The sequence below is a fragment of the Type-D symbiont of Plautia stali genome (assembly GCF_001485335.1).
Taxonomy (GTDB): Bacteria; Pseudomonadota; Gammaproteobacteria; order Enterobacterales; family Enterobacteriaceae; genus Pantoea; species Pantoea vagans_C.
Genome location: NZ_BBOC01000109.1, coordinates 1 through 13650, shown reverse-complemented (window position 1 = coordinate 13650; position 13650 = coordinate 1). Strand labels below are relative to the sequence as shown.

General features: G+C 56.6%; 20 protein-coding genes and 1 pseudogene. 11 read left to right on the top strand and 10 right to left on the bottom strand.

The features are described from left to right. Positions 1-112 precede the first annotated feature (112 nt). The 3 genes from PSSD_RS23335 to PSSD_RS23325 all read right to left on the bottom strand — a co-directional run bounded on the left by PSSD_RS23335 (position 113) and on the right by PSSD_RS23325 (position 2154). The gene (locus PSSD_RS23335) at positions 113-1021 is read right to left on the bottom strand and encodes a hypothetical protein (RefSeq protein WP_058973868.1); all 909 of its coding nucleotides are present in this window, start codon (positions 1019-1021) and stop codon (positions 113-115) included. Beyond that, entirely contained in the window at positions 1021-1389 is a 369-nt protein-coding gene (locus tag PSSD_RS23330; protein WP_058973867.1) for a hypothetical protein, read from the bottom strand. The genes PSSD_RS23335 and PSSD_RS23330 overlap by 1 nt, the downstream gene beginning before the upstream one ends. Before the next feature lie 96 nt (positions 1390-1485). Next, on the bottom strand, positions 1486-2154 hold the full coding sequence (locus tag PSSD_RS23325) for a DUF3313 domain-containing protein (RefSeq protein ID WP_058973866.1): 669 nt from the start codon (positions 2152-2154) through the stop codon (positions 1486-1488). A gap of 122 nt (positions 2155-2276) precedes the next feature. On the opposite strand from PSSD_RS23325, the gene PSSD_RS23320 reads away from it, so the two are divergent. The 3 genes from PSSD_RS23320 to PSSD_RS23310 all read left to right on the top strand — a co-directional run bounded on the left by PSSD_RS23320 (position 2277) and on the right by PSSD_RS23310 (position 3508). Continuing rightward, positions 2277-2753, top strand: a complete 477-nt coding sequence (locus tag PSSD_RS23320; RefSeq protein ID WP_058973865.1) for a hypothetical protein — start codon at positions 2277-2279, stop codon at positions 2751-2753. An 82-nt stretch (positions 2754-2835) separates the two neighbouring features. Beyond that, on the top strand, positions 2836-3126 hold the full coding sequence (locus PSSD_RS23315) for a hypothetical protein (RefSeq protein ID WP_058973864.1): 291 nt from the start codon (positions 2836-2838) through the stop codon (positions 3124-3126). A 79-nt stretch (positions 3127-3205) separates the two neighbouring features. After that, positions 3206-3508, top strand: a complete 303-nt coding sequence (locus PSSD_RS23310; RefSeq protein ID WP_235589279.1) for a hypothetical protein — start codon at positions 3206-3208, stop codon at positions 3506-3508. 318 nt (positions 3509-3826) lie between these two features. On the opposite strand, the gene PSSD_RS23305 is transcribed toward PSSD_RS23310, so the two are convergent. Both PSSD_RS23305 and PSSD_RS23300 read right to left on the bottom strand, forming a co-directional pair. Next, a complete protein-coding gene (locus PSSD_RS23305) occupies positions 3827-4444 on the bottom strand; it encodes a TetR/AcrR family transcriptional regulator (protein WP_058973863.1) in 618 nt (205 codons plus the stop codon). Positions 4445-4770: 326 nt separating this feature from the next. Beyond that, positions 4771-6212, bottom strand: a pseudogene (locus tag PSSD_RS23300) (IS1182 family transposase). Between the two features lie 602 nt (positions 6213-6814). On the opposite strand from PSSD_RS23300, the gene PSSD_RS23295 reads away from it, so the two are divergent. Further along, a complete protein-coding gene (locus tag PSSD_RS23295) occupies positions 6815-7129 on the top strand; it encodes a hypothetical protein (protein ID WP_058973862.1) in 315 nt (104 codons plus the stop codon). Here the strand turns inward: PSSD_RS23295 and PSSD_RS26850 are convergent. Beyond that, complete coding sequence (locus PSSD_RS26850; RefSeq protein WP_072034440.1) at positions 7119-7358, bottom strand: biofilm development regulator YmgB/AriR family protein; 240 nt, start codon at positions 7356-7358, stop codon at positions 7119-7121. The two genes, PSSD_RS23295 and PSSD_RS26850, sit on opposite strands and share 11 nt — an antisense overlap. 161 nt (positions 7359-7519) lie before the next feature. Between PSSD_RS26850 and PSSD_RS23285 the strand changes: the two genes are divergently transcribed. From PSSD_RS23285 to PSSD_RS23260, 6 genes are all read left to right on the top strand, one after another. After that, positions 7520-8167 (top strand): hypothetical protein, encoded by a 648-nt coding sequence (locus tag PSSD_RS23285; protein ID WP_153011495.1) that lies wholly within the window; start codon positions 7520-7522, stop codon positions 8165-8167. 264 nt (positions 8168-8431) lie between these two features. Beyond that, the gene (locus PSSD_RS23280) at positions 8432-8614 is read left to right on the top strand and encodes a con-10 family general stress protein (RefSeq protein WP_058973860.1); all 183 of its coding nucleotides are present in this window, start codon (positions 8432-8434) and stop codon (positions 8612-8614) included. Between the two features lie 474 nt (positions 8615-9088). Further along, positions 9089-9343 (top strand): hypothetical protein, encoded by a 255-nt coding sequence (locus tag PSSD_RS23275; protein ID WP_058973859.1) that lies wholly within the window; start codon positions 9089-9091, stop codon positions 9341-9343. A gap of 280 nt (positions 9344-9623) precedes the next feature. After that, a complete protein-coding gene (gene ycgZ / locus PSSD_RS23270; protein ID WP_058973858.1) occupies positions 9624-9866 on the top strand; it encodes a regulatory protein YcgZ in 243 nt (80 codons plus the stop codon). A 103-nt stretch (positions 9867-9969) separates the two neighbouring features. Then, positions 9970-10242, top strand: coding sequence for a hypothetical protein (locus PSSD_RS23265; RefSeq protein ID WP_058973857.1), 273 nt, complete (start codon positions 9970-9972; stop codon positions 10240-10242). A 132-nt stretch (positions 10243-10374) separates the two neighbouring features. Continuing rightward, positions 10375-10641 (top strand): biofilm/acid-resistance regulator YmgB/AriR, encoded by a 267-nt coding sequence (locus tag PSSD_RS23260; RefSeq protein WP_058973869.1) that lies wholly within the window; start codon positions 10375-10377, stop codon positions 10639-10641. A gap of 218 nt (positions 10642-10859) precedes the next feature. Here PSSD_RS23260 and PSSD_RS23255 read toward each other — a convergent pair whose 3' ends face one another. From PSSD_RS23255 to PSSD_RS23245, 3 genes are all read right to left on the bottom strand, one after another. Further along, positions 10860-11057 (bottom strand): hypothetical protein, encoded by a 198-nt coding sequence (locus PSSD_RS23255; protein WP_058973856.1) that lies wholly within the window; start codon positions 11055-11057, stop codon positions 10860-10862. A gap of 81 nt (positions 11058-11138) precedes the next feature. Beyond that, positions 11139-11399: a hypothetical protein gene (locus PSSD_RS23250; protein ID WP_058973855.1), complete on the bottom strand. Its 261-nt coding sequence runs from the start codon at positions 11397-11399 to the stop codon at positions 11139-11141. Positions 11400-11539: 140 nt separating this feature from the next. Continuing rightward, positions 11540-11845 (bottom strand): hypothetical protein, encoded by a 306-nt coding sequence (locus tag PSSD_RS23245; protein WP_058973854.1) that lies wholly within the window; start codon positions 11843-11845, stop codon positions 11540-11542. A 244-nt stretch (positions 11846-12089) separates the two neighbouring features. On the opposite strand from PSSD_RS23245, the gene PSSD_RS23240 reads away from it, so the two are divergent. Next, complete coding sequence (locus PSSD_RS23240; RefSeq protein WP_058973853.1) at positions 12090-12374, top strand: hypothetical protein; 285 nt, start codon at positions 12090-12092, stop codon at positions 12372-12374. Positions 12375-12413: 39 nt separating this feature from the next. Here PSSD_RS23240 and PSSD_RS23235 read toward each other — a convergent pair whose 3' ends face one another. Further along, complete coding sequence (locus PSSD_RS23235; protein ID WP_058973852.1) at positions 12414-13574, bottom strand: diguanylate phosphodiesterase; 1161 nt, start codon at positions 13572-13574, stop codon at positions 12414-12416. Between the last annotated feature and the right edge of the window lie 76 nt (positions 13575-13650).

Here is a 13650-nt window from a genome sequence, read left to right as displayed (position 1 = left end):
TGGAATGAGTAAAATTTTATCAGCAGAACTGCTGCCTGATGTAAATGCAATGCTGAAACCACCGGATGAACATGTTGTTCTTCTTCAGGGTGCATTTCCAGACTCGCAGCCCTCACGCTGATGAAGGTATTACAGGCAGAAAAGGCACCGCTGCGATTTCTCTCAGGCAGTCATCGTATCCACCGAATTCCGGAAAAGGGCGCCGCCCGTTAAGAAGATGTTCAAGCCAGGGGGTCGGACAGCGACGTCTGAGCCGGATAAACCAGTATGGATGATGCTGACCAGGGGCATTGACGATGAAGTCCGGACTGTGGACGTTGATCACGTATTCTGAAGAGTACAGCTGGTGAGGCTGAAGATGGCTTTTGAGATAAACGAAAAACTGCAAAAATGACGACAGGTTCACACCGTATTCAGATGTCGGGGTAAGACGGAACAGGTCGTTAATCCTGCCGCTCGCCATATGGCCGTCGCCTTTACAACGGAAGCAGAGAAGGACGCCATCGTTTTCCAGACCATTCACCCTCATGAGTTCGTAGGTATACTCCCCTGCTGCTGAACCCGGGATAAAAAAATCATCCCACGCGCTTATCTGGCCCAGGTCTGCTACCGGAAAGGGGGTGCCCGTCCCACAGAGCAGCCAGTCCGCCCGTATGTCAAGGCTTGCCGCCAGCCGGTCGGCCAGTCCGAAGTCCATATCGCTGCGCCCCTCCAGGCAGTCAAGGAGCGGGCCGGCCGTTTTTTCACCTGCGCAGCGCGCCAGATGGGCAAGCCCGCTGTCTCCGGGCAGAAGCCCATCCTCGGTAAGGCGTTGCCAGATCCAGGTTAACCTGCCGCCGACCTCCTTGCGCCAGCGCATGCGGGCCGGGAGAACTTCATCGCCATGATCGGGTTGCCCGCTGTAAAGGTTCACCAGCCGCATCCGGATTTCATCTTCCACAGAATGGCCGGTCAGCAGGGCCTGCGCTTCAATCTGACGGTAAACACGCTTCGGAAATTCCGTTACCTGGAGTTTTCGCATTACGTTTCCTTGTTGCTTTTTCTCAGTCCCGCCTGCAGCGCGCCTCGCCGCAGCTCCTGATTTACCCGGTAAAGATGATCGTCCAGCCGCTCCACGCGAACGCCAGGTTCACCGTAACAGGTGACCTCCGGATTGCCGGCGTCGCCCGCATATTTCCTTCGTGCATGGCCGTCAGGGATAATACTCCCGTCGCCGGTGAGCGTACAGAGCGTGCGTCCCCCTCCCGTAATAATCTCAAGGCGGAGGTGTGCCCTCTGCCAGCGGCTTCCGGCAACGGTCGTTTCCCTCAGCCACAGTTCACGAAAGCGGAAAACGCCTCTGGTCAGACTGGCAATCTCGTCCAGTGTCCGCTCATTCAGAAGTTTCATGGTCTGCCTCTCATGCCATCCTGACCCCGCCAGAACCTCCTGTCGGATACTGTCAGCCTGCACAGTCTGGGCTGACAGCGTATTCAGGGCGGAGCCTCAGCGCAGTTTTTCCAGCAGCTGCTCTGCGCCCTTGTCCACCCCTGTCTCGGCCGCGCTCATTGAGCCAAACGTTGCGCCCACGTTCATGGCGTCAGGATACTGCTCCGCCACGTAGGCCAGCAGCAGCTCACCGGTCGCGGCATCTTTCACCTCCACGGCGTAGTTTACGTACCCGCTCATCAGGCCGCGGCCCCCGCGCACTGACTGTACGATGTTATACGGTCCGCCGGCGAGGTCGAATTTCGTGACAGTACCCACAACCTGAGGCGTGGTGTCCGCCCCGGTGAGCGTCAGCTTAAGGCGGAGACCCGGGGCGCTACCGGCATGGGTGTTGACGGTAAACTTCTCAGCCAGCACGTCGGCAAACTTCTTCTGCATGTAGTCTGCCAGATTGCGCCTGTCCTCCTGAGACAGCTCGTTAAACTGCGCGTCGCTGCCGCCGTAGATTTCAACGGGGTCGATGGTAATGCTCCGGTATTTACTCCAGTCAACCGGGGCGGCGTAGCGGAAAGGGATGCGGTCGCTGTCGTCAGCCGTGTTGGGGGTCATCCGGGACGTGGCCTCAATGCCGGAATATTTTACCGGGGAGGTGGATGAACACCCTACGGCGGCAACGGCGGCGGTCAGGATCAGCGCGCGGGGCAGTTTTCTGAAAAGCTGGGACATGGATTTTTCTCCGGTTACTTTTTGACATAATGAACTGTACGGTACAGTTAATATGGAATATTATGACTCTGTCAAGAAAATGTTTCAGTTCGTGTCCGTAAATTTCAGCTCAGGAGCGCGACATGCTTTACATGTACCCGGAATTTTCAGCGTCAGGCCTCCCGACCGGCGCCCGTTCTCAGCCGGTGATTACGCGGGCGCTGAGGGAGGACGCGCCCGCGTCCGTGCATCAGGAGCGTGTTGAGCATGCCGTTTTTAACTGGGGCCTGCCGCTCCGCTATTCCTGCCTGCCGGTGCGGCGGAGGCTGACGAGAATGATGCTGACGCTGCAGAGATGCGGTGAAGCCGGGGATAACCGCGAACGGGAGGCCTTTACGCCGGCGGCGGACTATGCCCGGAGCGTCATTGACACGGCAATGCTCCGCGGAGAGTTGCGCTGCCGGCCCTCCGGCGAAATGGCGCACGCCTGGCTGATGCTGACCCGGGAGCTGCTGAGCCTCACGGCCGGTGCTCAGCAGGATAAAGCCCTGCTGCGCAGAGAGGTCCGTCGAAGAACAGCTGACTTTCTGAGCCGGTACGGGGCGGAGGCTCGGGTATGAAGGTGCTGCTGCTCAGGGCTCTTCTGGCGCTTGTCTTTATTGCCGGCGGTATGCTGAGCGCGTCTGATGCCGGATTCGCCTGATGAAAGGCTGGCTGGTAGCGGAGTCGCTGAAAAATACGCCATCTGGGCAGTGGATTGTGTATGGCTTCATGCTGACCGCCCTGACGTACGCCCTGCTGAGAACCGCCGGCAACCTCAGGGAAATTTACCGCCTGCGTCGGCTCGGGAAGCAACGGGCCAGGCACTATGCCGTCAGGGTGTGGGGGGCCTCACCAGGGCCGCTTCAGCTGGTCCTGGCGGCGGAATGTCTTGTCACTGACGCGCTGTGCGCGCTGCTTCTGCTGGCGCTCTGCGACGTCACCCTCTGGTGAGAACCGCTTTACCGGAACCAGTTTTTACGAAAGCGTCAGCCAGAGCGCTGCTGACGGGAACTTACAGGAGAGAATGAGCATGATACAGAAACTGTCAGAGATTAACGGGAATGTCTCCTGGATGGACTGGAGCATGATAAGCATCCTGATTTTATTTGGCACTTTGGTCATGACCGTCATGATTATGTGGTGGCGCGTCATCAGCAACGTGACCGAAGTCGTCCACATCCGGCGCCTCAAGGCCCGCCGTGGACGAAAATATGCCGAAGGTGCCCGGGGGGTTCGCCAGAATTCGCGGATGACGCTGCTTATCGCTGAGACCCTGGTGGCTCTTGCCATCAGCGCCCTGATTGTCCTCATGCTGACGGGGGCGTCATTCTGACCGCGCTCAGGCGGCGTGAGCGAAATGCCCGCCGGAAGGCGGGCTGGAGAGATTCAGATGTGGCTGCCGATGGAAAGACACCCGGAGAGCATCAGCACGGCCATGCCGGTCACGAGACTGTAAACAAGACGCATGTCATCTCCTCAGAATAAAGATACGCAGCCGCTCAGCATCAGCGAACCCACGGCAACAGCGGCAACCATCATAAAACGTTGAAGCATTGACTGACCCCCAATTATTAACTGTACGGTATAGTTTATATATAAATTACCAACAGTCAAGAGGATGTCCTGAATCTCACGGCAGCAGGTCGCCCGGTCAGCGCGGTGACGCGCCGGCCAGGAAAACGTCTACGGCACTTTGCACCATTGAGACGATATCCCCGCGCGTGTAGACCGGCATGTCGTGCCGGAGAAAAAGTTCGTCCGCCTCGGCCTTTACCAGCGCAGAAAACTGTTTCGCACGCAGGTCAGGGCGTGCCGGGAGGAGGTCTCCGGCTTCAATATGCTGCTCCATCAGCGCCGACAGGGCGTTCATGCTTTCCCGGACGCCGGACTCGTAGAATATATCGCCAATGCCGGAATGCCCCGCCTCGCCGATGACCATGCGGTAGAGCTGAAGCCCCTTCCAGTCCGACGTCATGGCACCCAACATGCCTTCACCAAATCGCTGCAGCCTGTCAGGCAGGGGGAGATGACGGCTGTCCTGACTGTAGAGATCGTCCGCCGCGCGCGTCAGAAAGTTGGTGCCGTAGGCCCTGACGACGGCGTCAAGAAGGCTTTCCTTGGAGGTGAAGTAGTTATAGAGCGTGGCCTTGGAGCACTCTGCCGTTCTGGCCACGCCGTCCATGGAGGCGCGTTCGTACCCCTGCTCAAGAAAAACGGTCGTTGCGGCATTCAGGATGTCAGTTCGTTTCTGTTCAGTCAGTGTTCGCATGTGGTTTCTCCCTGTAAACAAGCCAATATTAACAGAACCACACGGTTCATTAAAGGCGTGCATTTTTAGTTTCAGTATCCAGATTGCTGACTTCGAACAGCTGCCTTAAAGTTAATTGAATGCAGACTTAGCAACGTCTCCTTCTGGCACAGGCTGTGTATAAACTCGGTTTTTGCAGTATCTGGGGACTAACACTAGCCAGGGATGCAAGATATTCCTGATATGGACCGTATTCGCAGTGATTTGTATGAAGAGGCAAAACGAGGCTTTGTGCTGGAAATTGAGTACTAATGACCTGTTATTAGGGGTTAAAGCGGCCATTGCCGCTAGTTGCATCGTTCTCGCAGCATAATGGCCAGTCCTTCGGTACCCCAGATGGACATCATTCTTTTCAGGTTATAAGCCAGTACATACAGACTGATTTCTGTGCTGACGTTTTTAAACCTTTGCGTCAGGAAGTGAGTCGCTCCCATCCACATTTTAATTGTCCCGAACGGATGCTCTACCGTTTGCTTTCGCACGACAGCTGTTTGTGGCGATGCATTAAGCCTGGCTTGCATGTCTTCCATTTCTGCTTCATGAACCCAATGCCTTATCCGTCTTGGATCGCGTTTTGATGTGGTGCATCTTGACCGCTGACTGCAATCGCGACAGGCAATATTGTTAAAGTACATTTGCTGTTCTAAACCATCCTCAACCATCGTAAATCGGTTCTGAAGCTCGTTACCCATCGGGCAAATATAAATATCTTTTTCCTGGTCATATTTGAACAATGAACGATTGAAAAGACCTTTACGGTCAGCGCCAGAGGTATCGCCTTTTGGTACTAAGGCTACGGCACCTAAGTCCTGCGTTGCTTTAATATCTCCCCGGCTGTAATAACCTTTATCAGCCAGTACGGTAATATCCGCTTTGCCAACAGCGTTCTGCGCTAATTTTGTCACCGATGTTAGCTGCCCACGGTCTGGTGTATTCGTTACTTCATGCGCAACAATCAGGTGATATTTAGCATCAACAGCAGTCTGAAAGTTATAACTAACCTGGCGGTTAACATTGTTTATCTTCATTAGCCGGGAATCAGGATCTGATAGTGACAGCTGCTTATCAGGGTGCTGCACAACATCATGCTGGATTTTCTTGAGTTCTTTTAGTCGTTTTTGGAGCCATGCCAGTTTTTCAGCGGTTGAACCTGCACCTTTATCGGGCTCCGCAGCCTTGTCAGCTTCATCGAGTTTATTCAGGTAAAGAGCGATACTTTGCTCAACCCTTTCGATGTGGCCTTTTGTTTTCTGGGGCGTGAAGTTGTTCGATTTGCTGTTTACCGCCTTGAACTTACTACCGTCAATGGCAACCACTACATCGGTGAACATCTGCATCTGCCGACACAGATCAATGAAAGCCCGACAAGCATTTTTGATGCCTTTACCATTGTTTTTCTGAAGTCTGCAATGGTTTTAAAATCAGGCGTTAATCGTTCAAGTAACCACATTAATTCAACGTTGCGATGGGCTTCTTTTTCTAACCTGCGGGATGACTGAATTCGGTTGAGATATCCATAAATGTACAGCTTCAGCATGGTTGCGGGGTGATATCCAGGCCGCCCAGTTTGTTTTGCATTAACGCGCTCGAAGCCAAGTGCATCAAGTTGTAATTCATCAACAAAGACATCAATAACCCTGACAGCGTTGTCTTCTGTGACAAAATCATCAAGCACTTCAGGGAGCAACGTCACCTGATATCTGCCTTGGCCTTTAATATGATGAGTCATATCTGCGCCTGCAATATTTAATCGTATGATTATAATTTTATTGAAAAAAGTATGCTGCTGCATGGGTTTATCAAGAATGGTTGATCATATTAAGCCACTGCTTAGACCAAAACGTGATCAGCAGTTTTCACACAGCCTGGGCACATAGCTGCCGGTCACGCAATGCCATGAGTACCACCTCAGCATCAGTGGCAATTTTTCTGTTGGCGATGGTCAGGTAAAGCGCAAACGGATAGCCAGGTGAATGCAAATACCCAGACGTCAGAGTAAAGCAGCCGCACAGTTTAAACGGCCATTCCTGCCCGGTTCATATGATCCGAAAATTTCATGAATCTGTTCAGAAAAACGGGCCAAAAATGGTTCTGACTGGACATCTGCAGCAGTAACCATGGCCTGTCTGGCTATTTTTTTAGAAGTCAGAAAATAAAATCCAACGGGCTGCTATGCTCTGAACACGGTGAATCCCTCTGTGCGACGGGGCCAGGCTACACAGGTACAGCAGGAACAAAAGCGCGATTCAGGTGGTAGCCTTTCTGAATCACCGGGAGGCACCCGGCGCCGTAACTTTTACTGAAGAATGAAGATGCGCTACGGAGGTGGCCATGCTCTGGATGGAACAGGGTCTGTATCTCAGGGTGGAAGAGCTGACCGGCGGGCCGCGGCCGCTGCCGCTGCTGAGCGGGTTCAGCCTCACGACGGCCTACCGGGCGCTGGGATGCTTTAACCCTTCGGAAACGTCGGACGCGTATTTCATTCTTTCCAACGACCGCGACGAGGTCTGGTTTATCTGTAACCGCCACCTGCGGACCGTGTGTGTACGCCGGGACAGCACGGCATTCCGGTTGCCGCTCTCTTCCCACGACGAACGTTTCGTAACCGGTGAACTCCCGGTGTTACCCCTCAGGCTCAGCGATTAAACAGCATCCTGAGAAGAACCTTCAGATGTTCCTCCTCGGCCTCATCGTCGGTACCGTCGAGGCGCCTTATCAGTTTCAGGCACAAGGCGGTGCGCGTGAGCCGCCGCTCCTGACGCAGGATCTCAACGGTGATGCGGCCCAGCAGCTCAATCTGGCAGGGGTGAGTGACCTGGCTGAAATAACCGGTCAATCCGGCTTCTTTTTCCGGCGGTAGTCCGTCCTGTCGCATGAAATACCCGTGCGTAGTGAATGAGGTCGGGCGCAAAGTAACCGATGTGAAGGCGCGTGTACAGCAGTAATCCTGCGGTGCTCTGTCTTTTAAACAGCACCATTCGTTTTTGCAGACAATTCAGCGATATAAATTAACGCTCCGGTTATCCGGGAGGCTCAGTGAACAGAAAAGTAACGGCGGACGACAGCATGCCCATTACCCTGCCCGATACCAGCTTCAGTCAGGTACTGAATCCGGAAGACACAAACCGGGCCGACACCCGCGCGTTTCTTGCCCGTGACGTGGAGCCGTTTACGCTGCCCGGGTTTGTGACGCCGTTCGGCTACACCCTATGGCAGAACAGAGCAGAGCAACAGTTCAGGCTGGTCACGCAGGAGCCCGGGCAGGAGACCGTGTATGCGGTGAGGCTGGAAGAAACTGAAGACTTCACCTCGCCGGAGCGCGCCTGCATACAGGTCATGGTCTGGCGCACCCGCCAGCCGCAGCACGAGGGGGCGGTGCACGGCCTGGCGCGCCGTTTCTTCTGCCATTTTCTGCATCGCTGGTCGATAATCATAACCGACAGCGCGCAGACGAACGCGGCAAAGGTGATGTGGGAGGGGATGGTGGCCTGGGCGCTGCGCGACCCGGAGCACAACGTGTACGTATGGGACGGCACGGGCGAGTCGGGCTGCCTCCACCCGGTGCGCAGCTGGCTGGCGTTCTGCGGCCACTGGGCCGCCTTCTGCTGGGGCGCCGAGCCTGAAAGCCACCTGCGGCGACGGGTTGTCATCAGCACGCACCCCCTGAACGCTGCGCAGAAGTAATACGAATGCGGCACGGCGCGCCTGCAGAACAACTCTCCACCCGGAGGGATGTCACGCGCCGTTCCGCGCACACAGCCTGGCGCATATTGCTGAAGTCGCAAGCGCGAGGGTCCAGCGGGCCCGCATTTCAGATTCAGCCACCCTGCAATACGTGTCCGCCGTCATACCCCTGAAAAAAGTGTTCTGAAATCAGGCAGCCCTGTACAGACGTGCCACACTATAACCGTCTGAAATACAGGACAACTTTTATCTGAGGAAGACATCATGACAACAGCAAGACGCGGTGGAGCCGGAAACTTCGCGGCCGACCCGGCACGCGCCTCTGAGGCGGGCAGCAAGGGCGGCGCCGCCAGCGGCGGCAACTTCAAAAACTGCCCCGATCGCGCGCGCGAGGCCGGCCGTAAAGGCGGCCTTATCAGCCGGCGGGGACCAAAACCTGAAGTTTAAATAAAACCACAAGGACGCGCGCCGGAAGTAAATTTATCCCGGCGCGCTTAATTAGGAAATCTGTATTTCCTAATTGTCTCTGATGTTGAAGGAGAATAACTACCTGGATTTACCCCCTGATTATTCTTATATGCGGCGCATATTAACGGTCAGTACCCTGCAGGCTTATCATCCATATTTTTCAGGCCCTGTTAAATCCTCTTCTGAGATTAATTACCGAAACACTTACATGCTCAGGCTGCACCTCAGGATGAAAACGATTTCAGACCACACATAAGGTTTATTCAGTATTTTCCGACAGTTACCTCTGATAACCTGTCAGGCATCTGAATTCAGTGTGTTTTTTATCGCTGTGCGGCTGAACATAATTCTGACTGACGGGATAATGCGCGGAAAGTATTTAAACGGAACCGGTTTTCAGTCCGTTAAGCGACTACACTGAAATACCGTAATAAGGCGGAGGGAGAGCAGAGCATGCCTGATAATGACTATGACCAGAACCAGATGATTATTGGCGAAGCGGCGGTTCATCTGGCGATGAATAATGCGGACATTACCGTTGGCTCGCTTATCCGCGAGCTGGCTGAGATGGCCGCCGCCGAGAAAAATCCTGCGCGCTGCGTACAGATAAGAGGGGCGAAACGCTGGCTCCGCGGGTTTGAGTCATCGCCGGGCAACCGGGACGAGCTGAGATGGATCACTGCAGCGGGCCGCGGCTTCAGGCACTGAAGACACCCCTCCGCCTGTCCGGGTGACACCGGGCAGGCTTCTTTCCTGTGCCCCGGCCCCTGAGCGGACCATGCTGTTCTGACTGTTGTACAACCCCTTCATTAAACCGCTCATCATTCGCGCGCTGATACTCACCTAAGTTACTGTTAAGTAAAATGTAGCACTTTTTGCACAAAAAAGTAAGCTGTACAGCAACACAATTGCTGTACAAGTTTGATTTGGTTGTATAACTTTACGGTCAGACAGAGCCGACTACATTTTAACCACCGAGAGGTTCACCATGCGTCAGAGCAATACGAGATTCCCGGATCCCGCCAGCGACATTGCGCACTACTTCAGCAAGGCATCGGCGCCGACCCAGCAGGAAACGCTGGGGCAGATTGTCGTTGAAATCCTGCGCGCAGGCAAGAACCTTAACCGTAAGGCCATTTGTACCAAGCTGCTGCGCCGTCTCGAAGTCGCATCCAGCCTGGAAGAAGAGCGTCATTACCAGACGCTTATCGGTATGTTGTTCGAGCGTTAAGTTTCAGTTTCCATGTAAAAACGCCCCGCAGCATGCATACAAGGGCCGTCCGGACTGGGCGACCGGCACTTTGTCCGGAGGACAGGCACCATAAGGCGCGGGTATGCAAAGAAGTAAATCAGAAAAACTGGTCGATGTAGTTTTGGGGGATGCTGTCATAGCTATGCTTGACAGCGGCGATGACATAGGCGCTGTCAGGTTGATTGGCGTGCTTAAGTCCATGACAAAGACTGAGCAGAACGCTGAACGACTGGAAGCAATTATGATGGCTATTCATGAAGTCGAAGCTACTCTTCCACAAGTAAGCAGCAGCCGTGATGCAGCAATACTGGCTTTTAATGCTGAGCCCGCACCTGACAATGGTCGCAAGCACTGACCCTCAGCAAAGATTTCCGTTTCAGACGGAAAGTGGCAGGACGCCCGCAGGATGCGGCTACCGGAGGGTGGCCGTTTTTATTTCAGGCATCAGCCTGGCCACCTTTGCCCGCAGGGCCTGACGGATAACACCATGCAGCTTAACGAACAGCACACCACCACCGAAGCCGACATCATCCAGCACTTCCGCAGCGGCGGCGACGCGCTGGCCGCCGAGACCGCCGTGCTGGACGCCGTCATCCGCGACATCGTTATTCACGGCAAAAAGGTGACCAGCAAAGCGATCATTCTTTATCTTATCGCCGAGCTCGAGAGCACTTCAGACGTGGTCCAGCTTGACGTGCTGCGCAGCGCGCTGGAAATCGTGGTGGGTAAAACGCCCGACGACGAGGGTTTCTGAGGCTACTTCTGCTGCACAGCGTGCGCGGCGGCCAGCGCTGCCGGGGAGTCGAATCCCCCTTTTGAGGCCCACACGGAGCATCTGACGGCGGCGGCGAGGGTAACGGCAATCCAGACTTTCACAGGCATCTCCCGGTTTAAACGATTTCACACTTCTCAGTGTGGCACGCCACCGTCATTGCGCGCGCGGAGCACGTCAGAACGGGAGTAATCCGAAGGTCAGTGCATCTGCTGAGCCAGCAGCCTGACGGCGCGTGCGCAGCTTTCGCGCATGTCCGCCGCGCCGGCCGCTTCGCCCATGCCGTGCAGGGCGCTGGTAATTTCGTGAAGGGTAAGGTGCTGGTCCGGCTTAAGAAGGCGCGCCACGACCGTTCCGATAACGGCGTAGATATCTTCGGCGGTGGTGTCATCGTTCATATGACCTCCGTCCGTAAGGTGGATAAGTGTACAGTATATCAGAAAGGCGCCCCCGGGGATACCGCTGCGCCCCGGGTGACCTCAGTGAAGCTTCTGCGCTGACAGTTCGTCAGCGCCGGGCACCCCGGTCTTTTCACCGGCGCGAATCTGCATTTCCCGCCGGACCTCTTCAATAGCGCGCAGCCCCGCGCGAACGCGGTCTTCATCCGTTTCATGCTCAATAGCCGCTCGCAGGCGCTCCGTCAGCACGGCCCAGCTGATGGCGACGTCCTCGTCCAGCAGCGCCGTAACGGCCTCGCCAATCATGATGTCGGCCATTTTTTCTTCAAAGTCATTTTTCATGGGGTTATCCGGCAGCAGGTTTCGGGCGCAGAGCTTACCACAGCGCAGCGGGCCCGAACATGAACGGGGACTCTGTCATGCAGAAAACTTTTTCGACGCAGCGTCAGGACGCGGCACGGTCGCGCTGTTATGAAGGGAACTTACCCCTGCGCCGGCATTTTCTTTCTCCGGCCGCGCTGCTTTGCCGCGGGCGGCGCGGCTTCCGCCACCGGAGAAGGCTTCTCCAGGCGGTACAGGCAGACGTCGCCGCGCTCCGCCAGGCTCGCCGGCCAGATCATGGCCGCGTTCCCGTCCTCCACATACAGCTCACCCAGCGGCTGTACCACGGCCCAGGGCGCGCCCAGCGTGCGGCGCAGCTGCAGGATCTCCTGCGCCATCGCCACGGCCTCCGCGTCATGGCTGTCCGGATGGCCGGCGATGTGGCTGAGCCTGTCTTCGCTGAGCATGGCTGCCTCTCCTGTGTGTTATTGCCTGTTGCACTGATAGCCCACCGGCAGATTGCCGGAGATCTCCCGCTGGCGCATGCTGCAGTTATCTCCGGCGCTGAAAACAGGGGGCTTACGAAACCTTTACGCTTGATATCCCGCTGACGGCTTGCAGAGTCTGCAACCCGTTCTACACTGGGCGGACCAGTGAAAGAGTACCGTTTTTAAAACAATAAAAGGAAAAAAAAGGATTTTAAGTGAGTTTATGCTGAAGGTGAACCGCTGGCCTCAGATGCATTTTACAGCAATTGAAAGCGAGCAGCGCGACGCCGGCATCGAGATTTACGCCATCGACTGCACAAACCAGACCAAAAGCCGGCTGCTGATTTACCGTACGCCGGACGCGCAGCACGCGGCGGCGATGATGACGCATTTCCGCACCTGGCTTGAAAAGGCCAACCGCGGCAGAACCCTGCGGCAGGAAAAGGCCGACGTGCCGGCGGCCGTCATGGCCGCGCAGCATCCGCCTCAGCAGGCCGCCGCCTGTTAATCATCCGGGGCCCGCGGGCCCCCTGTTCTGCACCTTGCCTCAGACGGCCTCGCGCGTCTCCGGCCAGGCGACGGCCGCGCCCTCTGCGGTGAACAGCGCGCCCTGGAAATCAGTGACCCCGGCCGCCTCCAGCCACATCCACTCCTCCGGCTGCTCGATGCCTGCCGCGATGACGTTGATCTCCAGCGCCGAACAGCAGCGCAGCACCGCGTGCACCACCGCCTGACGGGGGCCGCTGCGGTGAATGTTGCGCACGATCCCGGCGCCGATGCGTACGCGGTCCGGCTGCACGTGCGCCAGCAGCGACAGCCCGGCTGAGCCGTCACCAAAGTTATCAATTGAGAGACTGATACCGGCCTGCTTCAGCTGCCGCACCGCTGCGGAAAATGCTTCCAGCCGGGAGATAACCTCCGTCTCGCTGACGCCCAGTATAATTTGCTGCGGCACCAGTCCGGCGCTGTCGATGGCGCTCACGAGCCGGCCCACGGCGTCCGGCAGGGCGACCAGCGTCATGGGCAGAATGCTGACGTACATCATGATGTTGTCCGGGCACGACCTGCCGGCCCTGTTCAGCGCCCCGGTGACCGCCGCGAGATTGTGCTCGTACAGCGCCTCGCCGGAGAGCCCCGCCGGCGCGTCACCGGGCAGGGCCTCAAGGGCCGTGACCTTACGCCCGAGCGGGTCGACCACCGGGCGGAAGGTGACGCCCGCTGCCGGGGCCGGTGACCCGTTCTCGTCCGGCACAAAGTCCCAGTAGTCGGCGGGCAGGACCTCAAAGTAGTTCTCTTTCTCCCGGGCTTCCACGAAGGTTCGCAGGAACTGCAGTCCGCGATCGTCATAGGTCAGGCGGTATTTAGACGTGCCGCGGTCAAGCACCGCCTGCAGCACGCTGCCGCTGTCTTGGTGGCGCAGGTCGAAGAGCTCCATGCCGTGATTGCCGAAGCGACGTGACGGTGAGTAGTCGCGCATCAGCTCAACCACGTTGTGGTGGCGCCGGTCGGCGCAGATGCGAGCGTAGATGTCCAGCACGCCCTCCTCCGGGCCCTCAAGGATCTGGAAGAAGTGCGTACCGTTAAACAGCAGGATGCCCGTTACCTGATGCCGGGCGTTCAGCAGGCTGGCCTTCTCCACCATGCCCGGCAGGATGCGGACGGGCACCTCATCGGCGAGGTGGCTCCGGTAAATTATGGTTGTAAGCATTTCGGGCTCCGTATTGCCGCAGATTGTCACGGGCACCTTAGCAGGCGGCCGTGCTTTCTCAAACCGGACCGGTAAC